We start from the raw sequence: 16,829 nt of genomic DNA, 5'->3' as shown, positions 1-16,829 counted from the left end.
GGCCGGCCCGCGTGCGCGGCTGTGGACCCGCGGCCGGCGTGAGGAAGACCACATTTCCCCGTGTGAACCCGGGGGAGCATTCCCACCGGCCCGTGACTAGTGTTGTAACAGGCCCGGCGCGGCGCACGCTTTCGGCGCCCGGCCTCCTGACCGTTCAAGTGAAAGGCCATCGCAATGACCTACCCCGTTGAGCAGAACGAGAAATTCGCCGCTTACGCCCACCCTGACCGCCTGGTGTCCACGGAATGGCTGGCCACGGCGATCGAGGACGGTGCCCTCGACGGCGGCAATCTCGTGGTGGTCGAATCCGACGAAGACGTCCTGCTGTACGAGACCGGGCACATCCCGGGAGCAGTGAAAATCGACTGGCACACGGACCTGAACGACGAGGTGACCCGCGACTACGTCGACGGTGAAGCCTTCGCCGCGCTGGCCGCGTCCAAAGGCATTTCCCGGGACAGCACGGTGGTCATTTACGGCGACAAGTCGAACTGGTGGGCCGCATACGCCCTGTGGGTGTTCACGCTCTTCGGCCACGAGGACGTCCGGCTCCTGGACGGCGGCCGGGACAAGTGGATCGCGGAAGACCGGGCGCTCTCCACCGTCACGACCGTCACCACCCCTGCCGACTACCCCGTCGTGGAGCGGGACGACGCCCCGATCCGCGCCTTCAAGGATGACGTCCTGGCGCACTTCGGCAAGCCGCTGATCGACGTCCGCTCGACCGAGGAGTACACCGGCCAGCGCACCCACATGCCCGCCTACCCGGAAGAGGGCGCGCTGCGCGGCGGCCACATCCCCACGGCGGCCTCCATCCCCTGGGCCCGCGCGGCGGCCGGCGACGGCACGTACCGGAACCGCGGCGAGCTCGAGGCCCTCTACCTCGGCGAGGCCGGATTGAACGAAGGCGACGACGTCGTGGCGTACTGCCGGATCGGCGAGCGGTCCAGCCACACCTGGTTTGCGCTGAAGTACCTGTTGGGCTTTGAGACCGTGCGGAACTACGACGGCTCCTGGACCGAATGGGGCAACGCCGTGCGCGTCCCGATCGTCAAGGGTGCCGAACGCGGCGCGGTTCCGGCCGGCCGTTAGCCGCGGTGACCGTGGAGCGGGACCTATCCCGACAGGGACACAATCGGCGCGCCTGCGTAAGCTGGGAGTGATGAATACTTCAGCCCTCCCCGCCGCACTGGCGGACATTGTCGACGATTTCCAGGCCCTGACCGAAGCAGAGCGGCTGCAGCTGCTCCTTGAGTTCTCACAGGGGCTTCCGGAACTTCCGGAGCGGCTCCGGGATCACCCGGAGCTGCTCGAGCAGGTAGTGGAGTGCCAGACGCCGCTGTTCCTCACCGTCGAGACGGAACAGGCCGACGGCGACGCGCCTGAGCGCGTCCGGCTCTACTTCAAGGCACCCAAGGAGGCCCCGACCACCCGCGGCTTCGCCGGAGTGCTCCACGAAGGACTCGACGGGCTCAGCGCCGCGGAAATCCTGGCCGTCCCCGAAGACATGCCCGAACTGTTGGGCCTGACCCGCGCCATCACTCCCCTGCGCATGCGCGGAATGACCGCCATGCTGGGCCGGATCAAGCGCAAGGTCGTCGCCTCCGGAGACCGCCAGCCGTCGGCGCAGTCCTGACCTTCGGCGCCCGGACAGCCAGAGAACATGGCCCGCAAGCACGCGTCGCAGGGAACTCCGGCCACCGCGGCACTCGCGGCCGCCGGGGTTCCCTTTGTGGCCCACCCCTACACCCATGACCCCGCGGCGGCCAGTTATGGCCTGGAAGCGGCGAAAGTGCTCGGCGTCGACCCTGACCGGGTCTTCAAGACCCTGATGGTCGACGTCGACGGCCGGCTCGCCGTCGGCGTCGTGCCGGTCAGCGGCAGCCTGAACCTCAAGGCGATGGCCGCGGCTTTGGGCGGCAAGAAAGCAGAGATGGCCGATCCGGCCGCGGCGCAGCGGCGGACCGGATATGTTCTCGGCGGCATCTCACCGCTCGGCCAGCGCCAGTCCTCCCCCACGGTGGTGGATGAGAGCGCACTGGCGCTGGAGACCATCCTCGTTTCGGGTGGACGGCGCGGCCTGGACATCGAGCTGGATCCGGCCGAGCTCATTCGGCTCACGGCTGCCCGCACGGCCAGGATCGGGACCCGGCGCGACTGACCCGGCCCCAGATATCGAGACGGCACGTCACGGCCATGTTCGCGCACAACACTGCCGTGATCTGTCAGCGAACCGTCAGTGAACTGTCAATTGAATGCGGCATTGCCGGCCGGAGGCTCCTGGTCGCCGGGGTTGGCGCGGGGCGCCAGCTGCTGCCGGAGCCAGGCCGAGACCTGCCGCTCCCAGCGCTCCGGGTCCACGTTCCATTCCTTGGTATGCAGGGCCTTGTCGAAGGGCTCGAAGGTGACCATCTCGGGGTTTTTCTCGGCCAGCGCCGCGGAGGGCCCGTACGGTACGTACTCGTCGTCCACGCTGTGCACAATGAGGGTCGGCGTCCTCAGCTCCACGGCCCGCGAGACCCAGTCCATCGCTTTGAGGTCGACCGGCGCGGCCAGCCCTGTCAGCCGCCGGCCCAGGCGGTGGCTGAGCATGAGTTGTCCGTAGCGGCCCACGGACGACGGAATCCGGTTCAGCTCCGCGTGGTGGGCCAGCACGTTGACCCAGTTGATCACCGGCGCGTTCAGGACCATGGCCCGGATCAAGTGGCGGTGCCGGGAAAGGTCAGCGGTCTGGAGGCATATCGCGCCGCCCATCGACCAGCCGAACAAAACCACCTCGCGGGCGCCCTGCTGTACGGCGTAGCCGATGGCAGCCTCGACGTCGCGCCATTCGGTGGAGCCCAAGCCGTACCGCCCGTCGCTGGCTGACGGGGCCAGGCCGTCGTTGCGGTAGGAGATCAGAAGACTGGACATGCCCAGTTCCCTGGCGGTCCGGACAGCCCGCAGCCCCTCCTGCCGGGTGGCCCCGCGCCCGTGCACCATGATCGCCCACACGTCGGGGGCCACATCCTCCGCCACGGCCGGCGCGGCGCGGACAAGCCAGGCCGGCGCGGTCCCGGCGTCGACGTCGATCAGCACGTCCTCCACCGGAAACCCCAGGGCGGCCGGATCCGGATAGGCCGCGCCGCTCCACCAGCCGCGCCGGGCGGTGGCCATGTCCCCGCTGTAGACGTGCTCGACCTCGCGCAGCACGGTGCGTTCGGCCGGGGAGTAGGACAGGATCCGGCCGATCCGCGCATGCCCGCGGCCGCCGTCGAAGAAGAAACCGTACACCCCGTCCACCGTGGCGTCCGGGGTGGCGGCGAAAATGACCCGCAGCGCCCGTCCCTCGCGGATGACGGCCAGCACTTCCTGGTCCTCTGCCCGGAACCGGGCCGGGGTGATGACGCGGCGGGCGAAGTAGAGGGCGAGGGCGGAGGAGCCGGCGGCGAGCACGCCCGCAGCGGCGCTGCCGCCGATGATGCCCCCCACCGCCCACTTGGCGCTCCCGGACGTCACGCCGCCGGGGGCCGGCGCGACGGGGAGTGCTGTTCTGCGGGCAGCGGCCTGGCGGGCAGCGGTCTGGCGGAGGTCCGGGCGGAGGCGCAGGGAGGATGCCATGGCACCATTCTTACTGAAGCGCAGCCCAACCACGGCATTGGCGGGGTTTCAGGCGCACGGCCGGGCCGGTCCAGACACGCCAGGGTCCCGCGGGACACAACGATGCAGGTCAACACGAGCGCGACTAGGCTGGGGTCATGAGTGATCCAATCGTCATTTTGACAGAAGAGCCCCTCGGTGCGGATGACCGCGTCAATATTGAAACCCTGATTGCCGGCGGTGATGCGCCCCTGCTGATCCTGGTGCCGGCCAACACCGAGCGGCACCTGGTGGTGGATTTCCTGGAAAACCTTTCCATGCTTGAAATCGCCAAGGCCTTCCGTGAACTGACGGCACACTCGGATCCCGCCGAGGAGCGGGCCGAAGCAGCCGACACCCTGGCCGCCTCGCTGGCCGCGCTGGCCGGTCTGGGCGGCGGCGTCTCGGGCGAAGTCGTCGAGGGCAAGGCCGTTGACGGCCTGGTTGCCAAGGTCAAGGAACTCAGCGCCGGACAGGCTGTGGTCATCACCCGCCCGCACGCCGTGGCCGACACGTTCCACACCGACTGGGCCACCAAGGCACAGGACAAGCTGGGGCTGCCCGTCCTGCATCTGTACGCCGGTTCGGGATTTATCGGGGACTCCTGAGCGTTATTGAGGCTATGAGTATCTTTAACAGGCCTAAATCCATGCCCTCGGCAGCGCCCGCCACCGACCCCACAGCCGACCCCGCCGCCACGGCCCTTGACCAGGCTCCGGCCGGAACGCCCGTCGAAAAGACGGACGCCCAGTGGCGCGAGGAACTGACGCCCGAGGAGTACCGCGTGCTCCGCCAGGCAGGCACCGAGCGGCCGTACACCGGCGAATACTGGGACACCCACACCCGCGGTGTCTACAAATGCAGGGCCTGCGGCACCGAACTCTTCACCAGCAACGAAAAGTTCGACTCGCACTGCGGCTGGCCGTCCTTCTGGGCGCCGCTCGCCGAGGGCACCGTTCGCTACATCCATGACCGCACCATGGGCATGGACCGGGTGGAAGTCCGCTGCAGCACCTGCGATTCCCACCTGGGGCACGTGTTCGACGGCGAGGGCTACGGCACCCCCACGGACCAGCGCTTCTGCATCAACTCGGTTTCCCTGAAGCTGGTTCCCGCGGACGACGCCGGGCAGTAGCCCGCAGCCCTGCCTCTCCTTCCGCTGGAACGGCTTTTCAGAATCACTTGCCACAGACTTTCTTATGCTCGGGGCAATTTTGCATTAGAGTCTCTGCTTGCTTGCTACGCTCGATTTAGATCCAGCGACACGCTCCACAGCAAACAGAAAGGCGACCGTCGACGATGACCACGACCGCTCTTACCGCCCCCGCCCCGATCACCGCCGGCAACCAGGAATGGCTGCGGCTCAAGGCTGCCGCCACCGCCCTGCGCGCCCTCCAGGTCCAGGACGGATCCGTGCCGGATGCCGAAGCCCACGAAGCCGCGGCCGGCCACGTCGCAACCATCACCGCGGCGGTCGCGGCCCTGGCCCCGTCCTTCCCGCACGACGCGAACTACCTGGAACTGCTGGTCACCGACTTTGACCGCTGGGCCGATGGCGGCTTTGGGGTCCCGGACTTCCTGGATTCCCTGCAGGCGTTCCAGCCGCAGCAGCACCGGGTCAACGGACTCCAGCACCTGGTCGTGTTCCCGATGTACACCCAGAACGGCAGCAGCAGCCGCCTCGTCGAGGCCGTGCTGATCGAGGTCATCTGGCCGGAATTCATCGGCGGCCTGGAAGCCGGCGAATACTCCAACAAGCTCTTCGTCCCGATCCGGTTCCTCGACTTCACCGCGGGCTACGACACCAACTCCGCAGTCCTGTTCCCCGAGACCGTCGCGGTCCGCGAGACCCCGACGTTTACGTGGGGCGCGATCTTCGCCGACCGCGAGGCCGCACGCTTCCGCCGCGTCCTGCGCGCCGCCGCCGAGATCACCTCCCTGCAGCTGCCCGAGGACGCCGCCGGGCTCCTGGAGGACCAGCAGCTGACGCAGGAAACCTTTGTCATGTGGGACCTGATCCACGACCGCACCCACATGCGCGGCGACCTGCCCTTCGACCCGTTCATGATCAAGCAGCGCATGCCGTTCTTCCTCTACTCACTGGAGGAGCTGCGCTGCGACCTCACCGCCTTCCGCGAATCCGTGAAGATCGAGAAGGACGAGGACGCTGACCCGGAAGCCCGCCGGCACGCCAAGCTGGTCCAGTACGCCGTGATCTTCGACCGCATCTTCCGCTTCGCCATCACCGGCACGCGCGTACGGAACTACGACGGCCTTGGCGGCCAGCTGCTCTTCGCCTGGATGCACCAGCACCACGTCCTGCACTGGACCGACAGCAAACTCAGCATCGACTGGGACGAGGCTGCCGACGTCGTGGTTGAACTCGGCGCGAAGATCGAGGAACTGTACTGGCGCTCGATCGACCGCCCCAAGATGGCCCACTGGCTCGCCGCCTACGAGCTCATCTCCGGCACGGTCACGCCCAACCCGGCCTCGGTCTGGGCCAAGGGTCCGGACGCCCTCCCCCTGGACGGTCCGCCCCGCGGCCTCACGGACCAGGTCCTCGACGACGAGTTCCCGCTCTCCATGTTCTACGAGGCGCTGGAGAAGAAGATGCGGCCCGTCATCGACTCCACTGCCGGCATCACCGGGTCGTCAGACATCAGCACAGATACCGGCACTGACACGGGATCAGAGTCCGGCGGCACCCAGGCCCTGAACGCCGGATGAGTGCCGGACGCACTTTGAACGTGCTGGTCACGGGGGGCAGCGGGCCGTCGGGAATCGCGACGGCCCGCGCCCTGCGCGGCGCCGGCCACAGGGTCTTCACGGTCGGATCGGATGCCGCGCGCATCGAGGCAGCCGCCGCCGAGGCCGGCGACGGCGTCACGCCGCTCGCCTGCGACCTCGCCAGCCTGGCCGACGTCCGCGCCCTGCGGGAAAGCATTGCCGGCCTGGCCGGACGCGTCGACGGCGTTATCCACCTGGTGGGCGGCTGGCGCGGCGCGAAAGGCATCACCGACCAGAGCGACGACGACTGGGACTTCCTGGAGCGCAACGCCGTCACCACCCTGCGGAACGTTACGCGCGTCTTCTTCGACGACCTCGCTGCCTCTGAGGCAGGACGCTTCGCCATGGTGTCCTCCACGGCGGTAAGCGCCCCGACGGCGGCGGGGGCGAGCTACGCCGCGGCCAAGGCGGCCGCCGAGGCCTGGACGCTGGCGGTCGCTGACGGCTTCCGCCGGGTCCACGCCGCGGGCAATGCCACCGGCACAGGCACTCCAGAGCAGGACAGGGCGCAACAGGATAACGCCGGACAGGACAGCGCCGCGCTGCGGAGCGCCGCCGTCATCTTCGTGGTGAAAGCCCTTGTTGACGCGCAAATGCGGGCCAAGGCCCCGGACCGCAAGTTCCCGGGCTTCACGGACGTGGCTGACCTGGCGGCTGCCGCAGCGGGACTCTTCAACGCTCCTGCCGGCGACCTGAACGGCCAGCGGCTGCTGCTCAGCCGCTGAACTGCCCCTGATTCCGCGGCCCTGACTCCGGGGCCCGGATCCAGGGCCCCAGCGTCTGTGGCACAGGGTCTGGGCCCCGATCCAGGGCCCCGGGCTTAGCCCGGGCGGCCCGACCTCTTAGACTGAAAGCGTGAGCAAAACGATGACCAGCACAGTTGAAACTGTCCCTGCCGGCACTGCGGTGCGGCTCCACGATCCCTCCGTCCGCGGCTTCGCCTCGGACAACTATTCCGGCGTGCACCCGGAAGTCCTCGCGGCCCTGGCCGCCGCCAACGAAGGCCACCAGGTCTCCTACGGTGAAGACGATTACACCGCGCGCCTGCAGCAGCTGATGGAAGAGCACTTCGGCGAAGGCATCGAGTGCTTCCCGGTGTTCAACGGCACGGGAGCCAACGTCCTGTCCCTGCAGTCGCTCCTCCCGCGCTGGGGTGCGGTCATTTGCGCTTCCACCGCCCACATCAACATGGACGAAAACGGCGCACCGGAGCGGATCGGCGGCATCAAGCTGCTGCAGGTCCCCACCACCGACGGCAAGCTCACCCCCGCACTGATCGACCAGGAAGCCTGGGGCTGGGGCGATGAGCACCGCGCCCAGCCGCTGGCCGTGTCCATCACCCAGACCACCGAGCTCGGTACCTGCTACACCCCGGACGAGGTCCGGGCCATCGCTGAGCATGTCCACGCAAAGGGCATGAAGCTGCACATGGACGGTGCCCGGCTGGCCAACGCCGCCGCCCACCTGGGGGTCCCGCTGCGGGCCTTTACCCGTGACGCCGGCGTGGACATCCTCTCCTTCGGCGGCACGAAGAACGGCCTGCTGTTCGGCGAGGTTGTGGTCGCCCTGAACCCGGAGGCCGCACACGGCCTGGTCTACCTGCGCAAGATGAACATGCAGCTGGCCTCCAAGATGCGGTTCATGTCCGCCCAGTTCATTGCCCTCCTCGAGGGTGAGCTGTGGCTGCGGTCGGCCTCGCACGCCAACGCCATGGCCGCCCGGCTGCGCGCCGGCGTCGAGGCGATCCCCGGCGTCGAACTGACCCAGAAGACCGAGTCCAACGGCGTCTTCGCCGTCCTGCCTGCCGGTGTCGCGGACCGGCTGCGCAAGTCCTTCCGCTTCTACGACTGGAACGAGGCGGCCCGCGAGGTCCGCTGGATGTGCTCCTTCGACACCACCGAGGACGACGTTGATTCCTTCATTGCGGCCATCAAGCGCGAGCTCGCCGCTGCCTGAGCCGTGCAACGCTTCCCCTGCCCGGCGGCGAGCCTGCCGGGCAGGGCTCCGGCCGTTGCATAACCTTCCAAGGTGAGCTCCCTCGATCAGGTTCCGGCAGATTTCCTCTTCGCCCTGGGGACCCTTCGGCAGGCACGGTGCCGCAGCGAGCTGCACCTTGACGAAATTCCGGCCCCGTCCCGGCTGGCACCGTTCGCGGTGGCCCTGGGCGCGGAAGTGATCGGCCCGGGCGACTCCCCCGCCGGCGGACCGGTCCACGGCCCGGCCGCCGCGGCCCTGGCACGGGCGTCCGGCAGCGACGACGTCGAGCTGGCCACGGGCCGCTTCATTCTGCTCCACGATCCCGACGGCTCTGCCGTATGGGACGGGGAATTCCGGATCGTCACCTACATCCGCGCCCAGCTGGAACCCGAGATGGGCAACGACGAACTCCTGGGGTCCGTGGCGTGGACCTGGCTGGTCGAAGCGCTGGAGAACCATCAGGCCCCGTACCGCTCCGCCGGCGGCACCGCCACCCGGGTGCTCTCGGAGAGCTTTGGAACGTTGTCGGACCGGCCGAATTCAATCGACATTGAGCTCCGCGCCTCCTGGACCCCGGCCACCCCGGACATCACCTCGCACCTGGAGGCGTGGTCGGACATGGTCTGCACCTTCGCCGGACTGCCGCCGCTGCCCGAGGGCGTCACGGCCCTTCCCCGCCGCCCCCGCGGACACGCATGAGGCCCTTGTTCGGCCGCGGTCACGGTCCTATACGCCATGTTGTCGGTAAACTGTAGAGACCATGACCCCTCAGAATCCGGAAATCAGCACGGCCGGCGCCAGTCGCACCACGGCCGAGGCTGCTGACACCACAGCCCACATCACCGTGGAAGGCTTCGACAGCCTGGTCCCTGAAGTGATCGACCTCGACATTCCCCGCGACGGCGTGCCGCTGGTCATTGAAACCCAGTCCGGACTCGAACGCTGCGCCGCGGCTCTCGCCGCCGGCCACGGCCCTGCGGGCGTGGACGCGGAGCGTGCCTCGGGATTCCGCTACGGCCAGCGCGCCTTCCTGGTCCAGATCCGGCGCGAAGGCTCCGGAACCTGGCTGATCGATCCCGAACCTTTCGGTGACCTCAGCATCATCAATGACGCTTTGCGCGGCGTCGAATGGATCCTGCACGCCGCCAGCCAGGACCTGCCCTGCCTGTCCGAACTCGGCATGTGGCCGGACAAACTCTTCGACACCGAGCTCGCCGCCCGCCTGGCCGGACTGCCCCGGGTGGGCCTCGCCGCCGTCATCGAACAGCTCCTGGGCTTCGGCTTGGCCAAGGAACACTCCGCCGCCGACTGGTCCACCCGGCCCCTGCCGGAACCGTGGCTGCGCTACGCCGCGCTCGACGTCGAAGTCCTGACCGAGCTGCGCGAGGAACTGATTGAGCTGCTCGTGGCGGACGAGAAACTGGAATACGCCGAGCAGGAATTCGCCGCCATCCTCGAAGCCGGACAGGCCCCGCCGCGCGTTGATCCCTGGCGCAAGACCTCCGGACTGCACCAGATCCGGGACCGCCGCCAACTGGCCGCAGTCCGGGAGCTGTGGCTGGAACGCGATTCCCTGGCCCAGAAACGTGACGTCGCCCCCGGCCGGCTGATCCCCGACTCCGCGCTCGTCGCCGCGGCCAAGGCGATGCCCTCCACGGTTCCCCAGCTCCTGGGCACCAAGGGCTTCCACGGCCGCGCGGCGCAGCGGGAAGCCCCCCGCTGGCTGCGCTGCATCAGCGTGGCCAGGGCCCTGGAGGACCTGCCGCCGCTGCACCTGCCCACCAACGCTCCCCCGCCCCCGCGCGTCTGGGCGGACCGGGACCCGGAGGCGGCCGCCAGGCTCGCCACCGCCCGTCCGAAACTCCAGGCCAGGGCCGAGGAACTGAACCTGCCGGTGGAGAACCTGCTGACCCCGGACTATCTTCGGCGGGTCGCCTGGCGTCCACCGGCAGAATGCAGCGAGGAAGGCGTGGCCGAGGAACTGGCGAACCTCGGGGCGCGCCAGTGGCAGATCGAAATCACGGCTCCGCTCATTGCCGAGGCCTTCCTGCACCCCGAGCCGCTGCCCGCGAAGGAACCCAAGGCCGCCGCGGAGGCGCCGTCGGGTTCCACCGTCTAGCAGCTCCTTCCCGGGACGCTCGTCTCCTCCTTGCCAGCTATGTTACTGGCGAGTAACATGATGCATGATGTCGTTCGGAACTTTCCTGCCTGTGGCAACCCCTGCCACCGGCACGGTTCCGGCACCATGTCTCAATGAGGAGTACGCCGTGAGCCAAGCCCGCACCAGCGGAAAACCCAGCAGCGCAAACCCGAGCAGCGGAAGAAACAGGACCGTGCGCGACGTCGTCTTTGTCGACGGCGTCCGCACCCCGTTCGGCCGCGCCGGCGACAAGGGCATCTACGCCGGCACCCGCGCCGACGACCTCGTGGTCAAGTGCATCCGCGAACTGATGCGCCGCAACCCCTCGCTTCCCGCGGACCGGATCGACGAGGTCGCGATCGCCGCCACCACCCAGACGGGCGACCAGGGCCTGACCATCGGCCGCACCGCCGCCCTGCTGGCCGGGCTCCCCCGCACCGTGCCCGGCTTCGCGATCGACCGCATGTGCGCCGGTGCCATGACCGCCGTCACCACGACGGCGAGCGGCATCGGCTTCGGCGCGTACGACGTCGTAATCGCCGGCGGCGTGGAACACATGGGCAACCACCCGATGGGCGCCGGCGCCGACCCCAACCCGCGCTTCATGTCCGAACGGATCGTGGACCCCGCCGCGCTGAACATGGGCAACACGGCCGAGAACCTGCACGACCGTTTCCCGGCCATCACCAAGGACCGCACCGACGCCTACGCCGTCGCGTCGCAGGACAAACTCGCCGCAGCCTACGCCAACGGCCAGATCCAGCCCGACCTCGTACCCGTCGCCACGATGAAGCCGGGCCAGGGCTGGACCGTCAACACCGTGGACGAACCCCCGCGCCCCGGGACCTCGCTCGGAGACCTGGCCACGCTTAAGACGCCGTTCCGCGCCCACGGCCGGGTCACGGCGGGGAACGCCGCGGGCCTGAACGACGGCGCCACCGCAGCCCTGCTGGCCTCCGCCGAGGCCGCCGAGGAACTCGGGCTGCCGGTCAGGATGCGCCTGGTGAGCTATGCCTTCGCCGGCGTGGAACCCGAGGTCATGGGCATCGGCCCGGTCCCGGCGACCGAGAAGGCGCTCAAGAACGCCGGACTCGGCATCGGGGACATCGGGCTCTTCGAAATCAATGAGGCCTTCGCCGTCCAGGTCCTGAGCTTCCTGGACCATTTCGGGATCGCCGACGACGACCCGCGCGTCAACCGCTATGGCGGCGCGATCGCCGTCGGGCACCCGCTGGCGTCCTCGGGGGTCAGGCTGATGAACCAGCTGGCCCGGCAGTTCGAGGAGGACCCCTCGGTCCGCTTTGGCATGACCACGATGTGCATCGGCCTGGGCATGGGCGCCACCGTAATCTGGGAGAACCCGCATCACGCGGATTACGGCACCGAAGCACCGGGCATAGAAATGCACAACACAGAAGCACAGCACGCAGAGACCACGACCACCAAGACTGGAGCCACAGCATGAGCGCCGCTGATTTCCGCAAGCTTGCAGACCTCTTCCCGAACGAGACGGTCACCCACTCGTATGTCCAGGACATCGAACTGCCGCCCGTCGACGGTGGGGGGACGACTGACGGCAAAAGCCCCGGCATCTTCGCGCTGGTCACCCTCGACAACGGCCTGGACCACTCCAAGCCCACCACCCTCGGACCCAACACGCTGATCGAACTCGGCACGGTCCTGGAAGGGCTGAAGGAACGCGCCGCCCGGGGCGAGATTGCCGGCGTCGGCGTCACCGGCAAGCCGTACTTCCTCGTGGCCGGCGCCGACCTCTCCACGGTCAAGTCCGTCAGCGGACGCGAACAGGGCCTGTGGATGGCCCAGCTCGGCCACGACGTCTACGCCACCCTCGCGAACCTCGGCGTGCCGAGCTTCGCATTCATCAACGGACTGGCCCTGGGCGGCGGCCTGGAGATCGCGCTGCAGTCCACCTACCGCACGGTCTCTACCGGCGCCGGCGCTCTGGCCCTTCCCGAGGCGTTCATCGGACTCATCCCTGGCTGGGGCGGGGTCCACATCCTGCCGCGGCTGATCGGGCCGGAGAACGCCCTCAAGGTCATGATCGAAAACCCGCTGAGCAACAACCGCACGCTCACCGGGCCGCAGGCCTACCAGCTGGGCATGGCGGACGCGATGTTCGAGCCGGCCGACTTCGTGGAACAGTCCCTGGCGTGGGCCGCGAAAGTCATTGCCGGTGCCGTGGCGCCGGAGCGGGCGAACGCCGTGGACCCGTCCGCTCCGGAGGTCGCCGCCCGCTGGGCGGCCGCCGTCGCCAAGGGCCGCGCCTTCGTGGAGGCCAAGACCTCCAACGCTTCCCCGGCGCCCGCCAAGGTCCTGGACGTCATGGAGGCCAACCGCACCCTGACCCAGGCGCAGTCCGCTGAGCTCGAATGCGAGACGCTCGCCGACCTCATGCAGACCGACGAGTTCCGCTCCACGGTGTACGCCTTCCTGGACCTCGTGCAGCGCCGCTCCAAGCGTCCAGCCGGCGCCCCGGACCGCAAGCTTGCGCGCCCGGTGACGAAGATCGGCGTCGTCGGTGCCGGCCTGATGGCCAGCCAGCTCGCCCTGCTCTTCGCCCGCCAGCTCAAAGTGCCCGTGGTCCTCACGGACATCGACCAGGCCCGCGTGGACAAGGGCGTGGGTTACGTCCACGCCGAGGTGGAGAAGCTGCTGGCGAAGGGCCGGATCAGCCCCGACGCCGCCAACCGCACCCGCGCGCTCGTCACGGGATCAGTTTCGAAGGAGGCCTTCGCCGACGCCGACTTCGTCATTGAGGCCGTCTTCGAGGAACTCAACGTCAAGTAGCAGGTCTTCAAGGAAGTCGAGGCGATCGTCTCGGAAGAGTGCATCCTCGCGACCAACACGTCCTCGCTGTCCGTCACCGCGATGGCGGAGGACCTTGAGCACCCCGAGCGCCTGGTCGGCTTCCACTTCTTCAATCCGGTGGCCGTGATGCCGCTGCTGGAGATCGTGCGGGCACCGAAGACCGACGACGCCGTGCTGGCCACCGCGTTCGAGCTCGCCAAGGGGCTCAAGAAGTCGGCGGTGCTGGTCAGGGATGCCGCCGCGTTTGTGGTCAACCGCGTCCTGCTGCGCCTCATGGGTGAAGTCACCGCGGCCTTCGACGAGGGCACCCCCGCCGACGTGGCCGATAACGCGCTGCGGCCGATGGGCCTGCCCATGACGCCCTTTGTGCTCGGCGCCATGGTGGGCCTGCCCGTGGCGCAGCATGTCCAGGAATCGCTGCACACGGCGTTCGGGGACCGCTTCAGGGTCTCGGCGAACCTGCAGGTGCTGATCGACAACGGTGTGACGTCCATTTGGGCCGTGCAGAACGGCACACCGGTGCCGGGCCCGGACGGCAAGCCGTTCATACCGGCCGAAACCCTGGCGCTGATGTCCTTTGGCAGCACCCCGTCCACCGGCGAGGAGGTGCTGCGCCGGACGCAGGACGCCCTGGCGGAGGAAATCGGGCTGATGCTCGAGGAAGGCGTTGTGGCCGGTCCCGAGGACATTGACCTCTGCATGATCCTCGGCGCGGGCTGGCCGATGTTCCTGGGCGGGATCACCCCGTATCTGGACCGGGTGGGCGCCTCGGAACGGGTCAACGGCAAGAAGTTCCTGGCCCCGGGCGTGGCGTCAGAGCCGGCCTAAAGCCAGGCTTCACCGCTCGCTTTTGTTGGCGCCGCCGCCCGGACTTTGTCCGGGCGGCGGCGCTGCTTTCGGGAGAGTGGCCGGGCATCCCGGCGGCGCCATGAGGTGGGCAGCCTCGATGTCTGCGGTGTTGAGATGAAAGGCTGGAACGCGAAAGACCGCGTCCGCGGAATAGATCCTGCTGTCCAGGACCAGGCCCGCGGAAACTCCAAGCAATATACATTGCGCGTCATGCATTGCGCGTTGGATTCCGTGCCTACCCCGCGGCCCCAGTCAGATTTCCCGCAGGCTCCCGCCGCTGAGTTCCAGGACGCGGTGCGCGTTCCTCCGTGCGTAGTCCAGGTCGTGGGTGACCATGACGACGGCGGCGCCCCGCGCGGCGGCGCGGTCGACGGCGCCCTGCAGCGCCTCGAGGCCGTGCCGGTCCAGCCCGACGGTCGGTTCGTCCAGGGCCACCACCGCCGGTTCGCGGGCCAGGACCGTGGCCAGGGCGAGCAGCCGCTGCCGGGAGGCGGACAGCTCGGCCGGGTGTGCCTCCTCGGTACCGGACAGGCCCACCGCGGCCAGCGCGGCCCGGGCCTTGCCCTCGGCGCCGGCCTTTCCGGACAGTTGCCGGAGTCCGAACGCGGCTTCCCGCAGGACGGTGCGTTCGAAAAGCTGGTCCCGGGGGTGCTGGAACAACAGGCCCACGGAGGCCGCGACCTTTCCCACCGGCTCGCCGGCAATGCTGCGCCCGCAGACCAGCACGTCCCCGGCCGAGGGCCGGAGCAGTCCATTGAAGTGGCGCAGCAGTGTCGACTTGCCGGCGCCGTTGAGCCCGGTCACGGCGATGATCTCGCCCGGGCGCACGGCGAAATCCACGTCCCGGAGGACCCGGTCCTGCGCGCCGGTGCCGTGCCGACGCGGGTCCCGAGCGTAGCCGAACCCAACCCCGCGCAGTTCCAGCGATGCCGGGCCGGGACCGGGCGCCGCGGCAGGCACCGGCCCGGGATGGCGGGCGCCGGCGGCGACGCCGGACCCACTGGCCCCCAGGACGCCGGACCCAATACCGCTCGGCCCAATGCCGCCGGGCCCGCCTACGCCAATCACTCCGGCGCGCTCCAGTTCGGCCGAGCCCGCCAGCTGCGCCGGCGTCCCGGCAGCGGTGACCGTCCCGGCAGCGGTGACCCTCCTGCCGTCGGGCCCGGTCTGAGCGTCAAGAATCGTCCAGTACGTGGCTTCCCCGGCGAGCCCGTCGGCTGCCTGGCTCAGGAGGACGACGCCGGTCCCGGCGCCGCAGAGGCTGCGGACCAGGGCCTCGACTTGCGCGGCTCCGGCCGCGTCCAGCGATGCCAGCGGCTCGTCCAGGATGAGCACGTCCGGTTCCGTGATGACGGCGCAGCCCACGGCGAGCCGGCGCAGCTCCCCGCCGGAGAGCGTGGCCGGGTCCCGGTCCAGCAGGTGAGAGAGTCCGGTGCGGGCGGCGGTGCGCTCCACCGCGCGGAGCATGTCCTCCCGGGCCGTCGCGCGGTTTTCCAGGCCGAAGGCCAGCTCCTCCGCGACCGTGGCGCGCACCGAGGAGAGCATCGCCGCGGCGTCCTGCGGAACGAAGGCCACGCGGCGCGACCACTCGGCGGGGTTGATCCGGGGGTCCTCGGGCACGCCGCGGAATTCCAGCACCGTGCCGCCAAGCTCCAGGCTGCCGCGGAATTGTCCGGCGTGACCGGCCCGGAGCCAGCCGGCCAACAGTTTGCCCAGCGTGGATTTTCCGCTCCCGGACCCGCCCAGGACGGCGGTCAGGGAACCCGACGTGACCGAGAGTGCGGCATCCCTCAGCACCGGGGTGTCATCGCCGTGGAACGTGAACGCCTCGATCCGGATCTGAAGCGCCGTGCGGGTGGTGGCCGTCATGACACCGCCCCGGCAGGCCAGGAGGCCACAATCCGCCCGGCGACGGCGGCCGCCGCGAATACCAGTGCGGCTGCCCGGCATAGCCGCTGGGCGGGCGGGTCGGCGACTTCGCGGTAGCTGGTCCGGGGCCCCGGGCTGCCGAAGCCGCGGGCGTCGAGCGCCTGGGCGCGGCTTCCGGCGTCGTCAATCAGGGCCAGGACCAGCGGCACCATCTGCAGACGGAGGGTGCCGAGGCGGGACAGCAGGCCGCGTCCGACCACCATCCCGCGGGTTTCCTGGGCCTGCCGGATCCGGTCCAGGCGGCCCGCGACGGCGGGCAGGAGGGTGAGCGTGGAAGCCAGGACGAAGCCGAACTGCGGTGGGATCCTGCGCCCGGCGAGGGCGGAGACGAGGTCGGGGACGCTCACGGTGAAGGAAAAGAGCAGGAATACCAGCACGCAGGCCGTGGTCCGGGTTCCCAGCTCCAGCGCGAAGCCCAGACCCTCGGCCGTGACCCTCGCCGGACCCCACTGGGCCAGCACGGTCTGGCCCTCAGGGAAGAAGAGGCCGTGCAGCACCAGCAGGGACAGGCACAGAGGCGTCAGGATCACGGCTCCTGCGGTCAGGACGCGCCCCGCAATGCCATGGCGGGCGGCAAGGATCACCGCGGCGAGGGCCACGGCGACAGACAGCGGCCAATAGGCGGCCGCCGTCGTGACGACGGCGGCGCATACGGCGAGGGTCAGCGCGGTGAAGGGGTGCAGTCGCGGTGTCATGG

14 protein-coding genes and 1 pseudogene are annotated in these 16,829 nt (G+C 69.3%); 12 read left to right on the top strand and 3 right to left on the bottom strand.

The window, feature by feature from the left end:
• Positions 1-174 precede the first annotated feature (174 nt).
• From AC1DGD_RS13895 to ybaK, 3 genes are all read left to right on the top strand, one after another.
• Positions 175-1,092, top strand: a complete 918-nt coding sequence (locus tag AC1DGD_RS13895) for a sulfurtransferase (RefSeq protein WP_476851508.1) — start codon at positions 175-177, stop codon at positions 1,090-1,092.
• A 70-nt stretch (positions 1,093-1,162) separates the two neighbouring features.
• Positions 1,163-1,636 (top strand): SufE family protein, encoded by a 474-nt coding sequence (locus AC1DGD_RS13890; RefSeq protein ID WP_476857164.1) that lies wholly within the window; start codon positions 1,163-1,165, stop codon positions 1,634-1,636.
• Positions 1,637-1,663: 27 nt separating this feature from the next.
• Entirely contained in the window at positions 1,664-2,161 is a 498-nt protein-coding gene (gene ybaK, locus AC1DGD_RS13885; RefSeq protein ID WP_476857163.1) for a Cys-tRNA(Pro) deacylase, read from the top strand.
• 86 nt (positions 2,162-2,247) lie between these two features.
• Here the strand turns inward: ybaK and AC1DGD_RS13880 are convergent, their stop codons facing one another.
• Positions 2,248-3,600, bottom strand: a complete 1,353-nt coding sequence (locus AC1DGD_RS13880; protein WP_476857162.1) for an alpha/beta hydrolase family protein — start codon at positions 3,598-3,600, stop codon at positions 2,248-2,250.
• A gap of 137 nt (positions 3,601-3,737) precedes the next feature.
• Between AC1DGD_RS13880 and AC1DGD_RS13875 the strand changes: the two genes are divergently transcribed.
• The 9 genes and pseudogenes from AC1DGD_RS13875 to AC1DGD_RS13835 all read left to right on the top strand — a co-directional run bounded on the left by AC1DGD_RS13875 (position 3,738) and on the right by AC1DGD_RS13835 (position 14,182).
• On the top strand, positions 3,738-4,226 hold the full coding sequence (locus tag AC1DGD_RS13875) for a hypothetical protein (protein WP_230007972.1): 489 nt from the start codon (positions 3,738-3,740) through the stop codon (positions 4,224-4,226).
• A 14-nt stretch (positions 4,227-4,240) separates the two neighbouring features.
• On the top strand, positions 4,241-4,753 hold the full coding sequence (gene msrB / locus AC1DGD_RS13870; protein ID WP_476857161.1) for a peptide-methionine (R)-S-oxide reductase MsrB: 513 nt from the start codon (positions 4,241-4,243) through the stop codon (positions 4,751-4,753).
• A gap of 164 nt (positions 4,754-4,917) precedes the next feature.
• The gene (locus AC1DGD_RS13865) at positions 4,918-6,348 is read left to right on the top strand and encodes a DUF6421 family protein (RefSeq protein ID WP_476857160.1); all 1,431 of its coding nucleotides are present in this window, start codon (positions 4,918-4,920) and stop codon (positions 6,346-6,348) included.
• Entirely contained in the window at positions 6,345-7,133 is a 789-nt protein-coding gene (locus tag AC1DGD_RS13860) for an SDR family oxidoreductase (RefSeq protein ID WP_476857159.1), read from the top strand. Before AC1DGD_RS13865 ends, AC1DGD_RS13860 begins: the two co-directional genes overlap by 4 nt.
• 142 nt (positions 7,134-7,275) lie before the next feature.
• On the top strand, positions 7,276-8,364 hold the full coding sequence (locus AC1DGD_RS13855; protein WP_028277018.1) for a threonine aldolase family protein: 1,089 nt from the start codon (positions 7,276-7,278) through the stop codon (positions 8,362-8,364).
• Positions 8,365-8,436: 72 nt separating this feature from the next.
• Positions 8,437-9,084 carry a DUF3000 domain-containing protein gene (locus AC1DGD_RS13850; RefSeq protein ID WP_018772438.1) on the top strand — a complete coding sequence of 216 codons (648 nt, stop codon included), beginning with the start codon at positions 8,437-8,439 and terminating at the stop codon, positions 9,082-9,084.
• A gap of 61 nt (positions 9,085-9,145) precedes the next feature.
• Positions 9,146-10,504 carry an HRDC domain-containing protein gene (locus AC1DGD_RS13845; RefSeq protein WP_476857158.1) on the top strand — a complete coding sequence of 453 codons (1,359 nt, stop codon included), beginning with the start codon at positions 9,146-9,148 and terminating at the stop codon, positions 10,502-10,504.
• 148 nt (positions 10,505-10,652) lie between these two features.
• Positions 10,653-11,990 (top strand): thiolase family protein, encoded by a 1,338-nt coding sequence (locus AC1DGD_RS13840; protein WP_476857157.1) that lies wholly within the window; start codon positions 10,653-10,655, stop codon positions 11,988-11,990.
• Positions 11,987-14,182 (top strand): annotated as a pseudogene (locus tag AC1DGD_RS13835) (3-hydroxyacyl-CoA dehydrogenase NAD-binding domain-containing protein). The gene AC1DGD_RS13840 and the pseudogene AC1DGD_RS13835 overlap by 4 nt, the downstream one beginning before the upstream one ends.
• A gap of 273 nt (positions 14,183-14,455) precedes the next feature.
• Here AC1DGD_RS13835 and AC1DGD_RS13830 read toward each other — a convergent pair.
• Both AC1DGD_RS13830 and AC1DGD_RS13825 read right to left on the bottom strand, forming a co-directional pair.
• Complete coding sequence (locus tag AC1DGD_RS13830) at positions 14,456-16,072, bottom strand: ABC transporter ATP-binding protein (protein WP_476857156.1); 1,617 nt, start codon at positions 16,070-16,072, stop codon at positions 14,456-14,458.
• Positions 16,069-16,827, bottom strand: coding sequence for an energy-coupling factor transporter transmembrane component T (locus AC1DGD_RS13825; RefSeq protein WP_476851496.1), 759 nt, complete (start codon positions 16,825-16,827; stop codon positions 16,069-16,071). The genes AC1DGD_RS13830 and AC1DGD_RS13825 overlap by 4 nt, the downstream gene beginning before the upstream one ends.
• Between the last annotated feature and the right edge of the window lie 2 nt (positions 16,828-16,829).

The organism is Arthrobacter sp. 05T45 (genome assembly GCF_056395875.1).
The sequence above is the reverse complement of the archived record's forward strand: the minus strand, read 5'-3'. Positions and strand labels throughout refer to the sequence as shown.

Excerpts from the sequence above, each read along its gene's own strand:
- AC1DGD_RS13895 (WP_476851508.1), top strand. The coding sequence starts at position 175 with ATGACCTACCCCGTTGAGCAGAACGAGAAATTCGCCGCTTACGCCCAC.
- AC1DGD_RS13890 (WP_476857164.1), top strand. The coding sequence starts at position 1,163 with ATGAATACTTCAGCCCTCCCCGCCGCACTGGCGGACATTGTCGACGAT.
- ybaK (WP_476857163.1), top strand. The coding sequence starts at position 1,664 with ATGGCCCGCAAGCACGCGTCGCAGGGAACTCCGGCCACCGCGGCACTC.
- AC1DGD_RS13880 (WP_476857162.1), bottom strand. The coding sequence starts at position 3,600 with ATGGCATCCTCCCTGCGCCTCCGCCCGGACCTCCGCCAGACCGCTGCC.
- AC1DGD_RS13875 (WP_230007972.1), top strand. The coding sequence starts at position 3,738 with ATGAGTGATCCAATCGTCATTTTGACAGAAGAGCCCCTCGGTGCGGAT.
- msrB (WP_476857161.1), top strand. The coding sequence starts at position 4,241 with ATGAGTATCTTTAACAGGCCTAAATCCATGCCCTCGGCAGCGCCCGCC.
- AC1DGD_RS13865 (WP_476857160.1), top strand. The coding sequence starts at position 4,918 with ATGACCACGACCGCTCTTACCGCCCCCGCCCCGATCACCGCCGGCAAC.
- AC1DGD_RS13860 (WP_476857159.1), top strand. The coding sequence starts at position 6,345 with ATGAGTGCCGGACGCACTTTGAACGTGCTGGTCACGGGGGGCAGCGGG.
- AC1DGD_RS13855 (WP_028277018.1), top strand. The coding sequence starts at position 7,276 with ATGACCAGCACAGTTGAAACTGTCCCTGCCGGCACTGCGGTGCGGCTC.
- AC1DGD_RS13845 (WP_476857158.1), top strand. The coding sequence starts at position 9,146 with ATGACCCCTCAGAATCCGGAAATCAGCACGGCCGGCGCCAGTCGCACC.
- AC1DGD_RS13830 (WP_476857156.1), bottom strand. The coding sequence starts at position 16,072 with ATGACGGCCACCACCCGCACGGCGCTTCAGATCCGGATCGAGGCGTTC.
- AC1DGD_RS13825 (WP_476851496.1), bottom strand. The coding sequence starts at position 16,827 with ATGACACCGCGACTGCACCCCTTCACCGCGCTGACCCTCGCCGTATGC.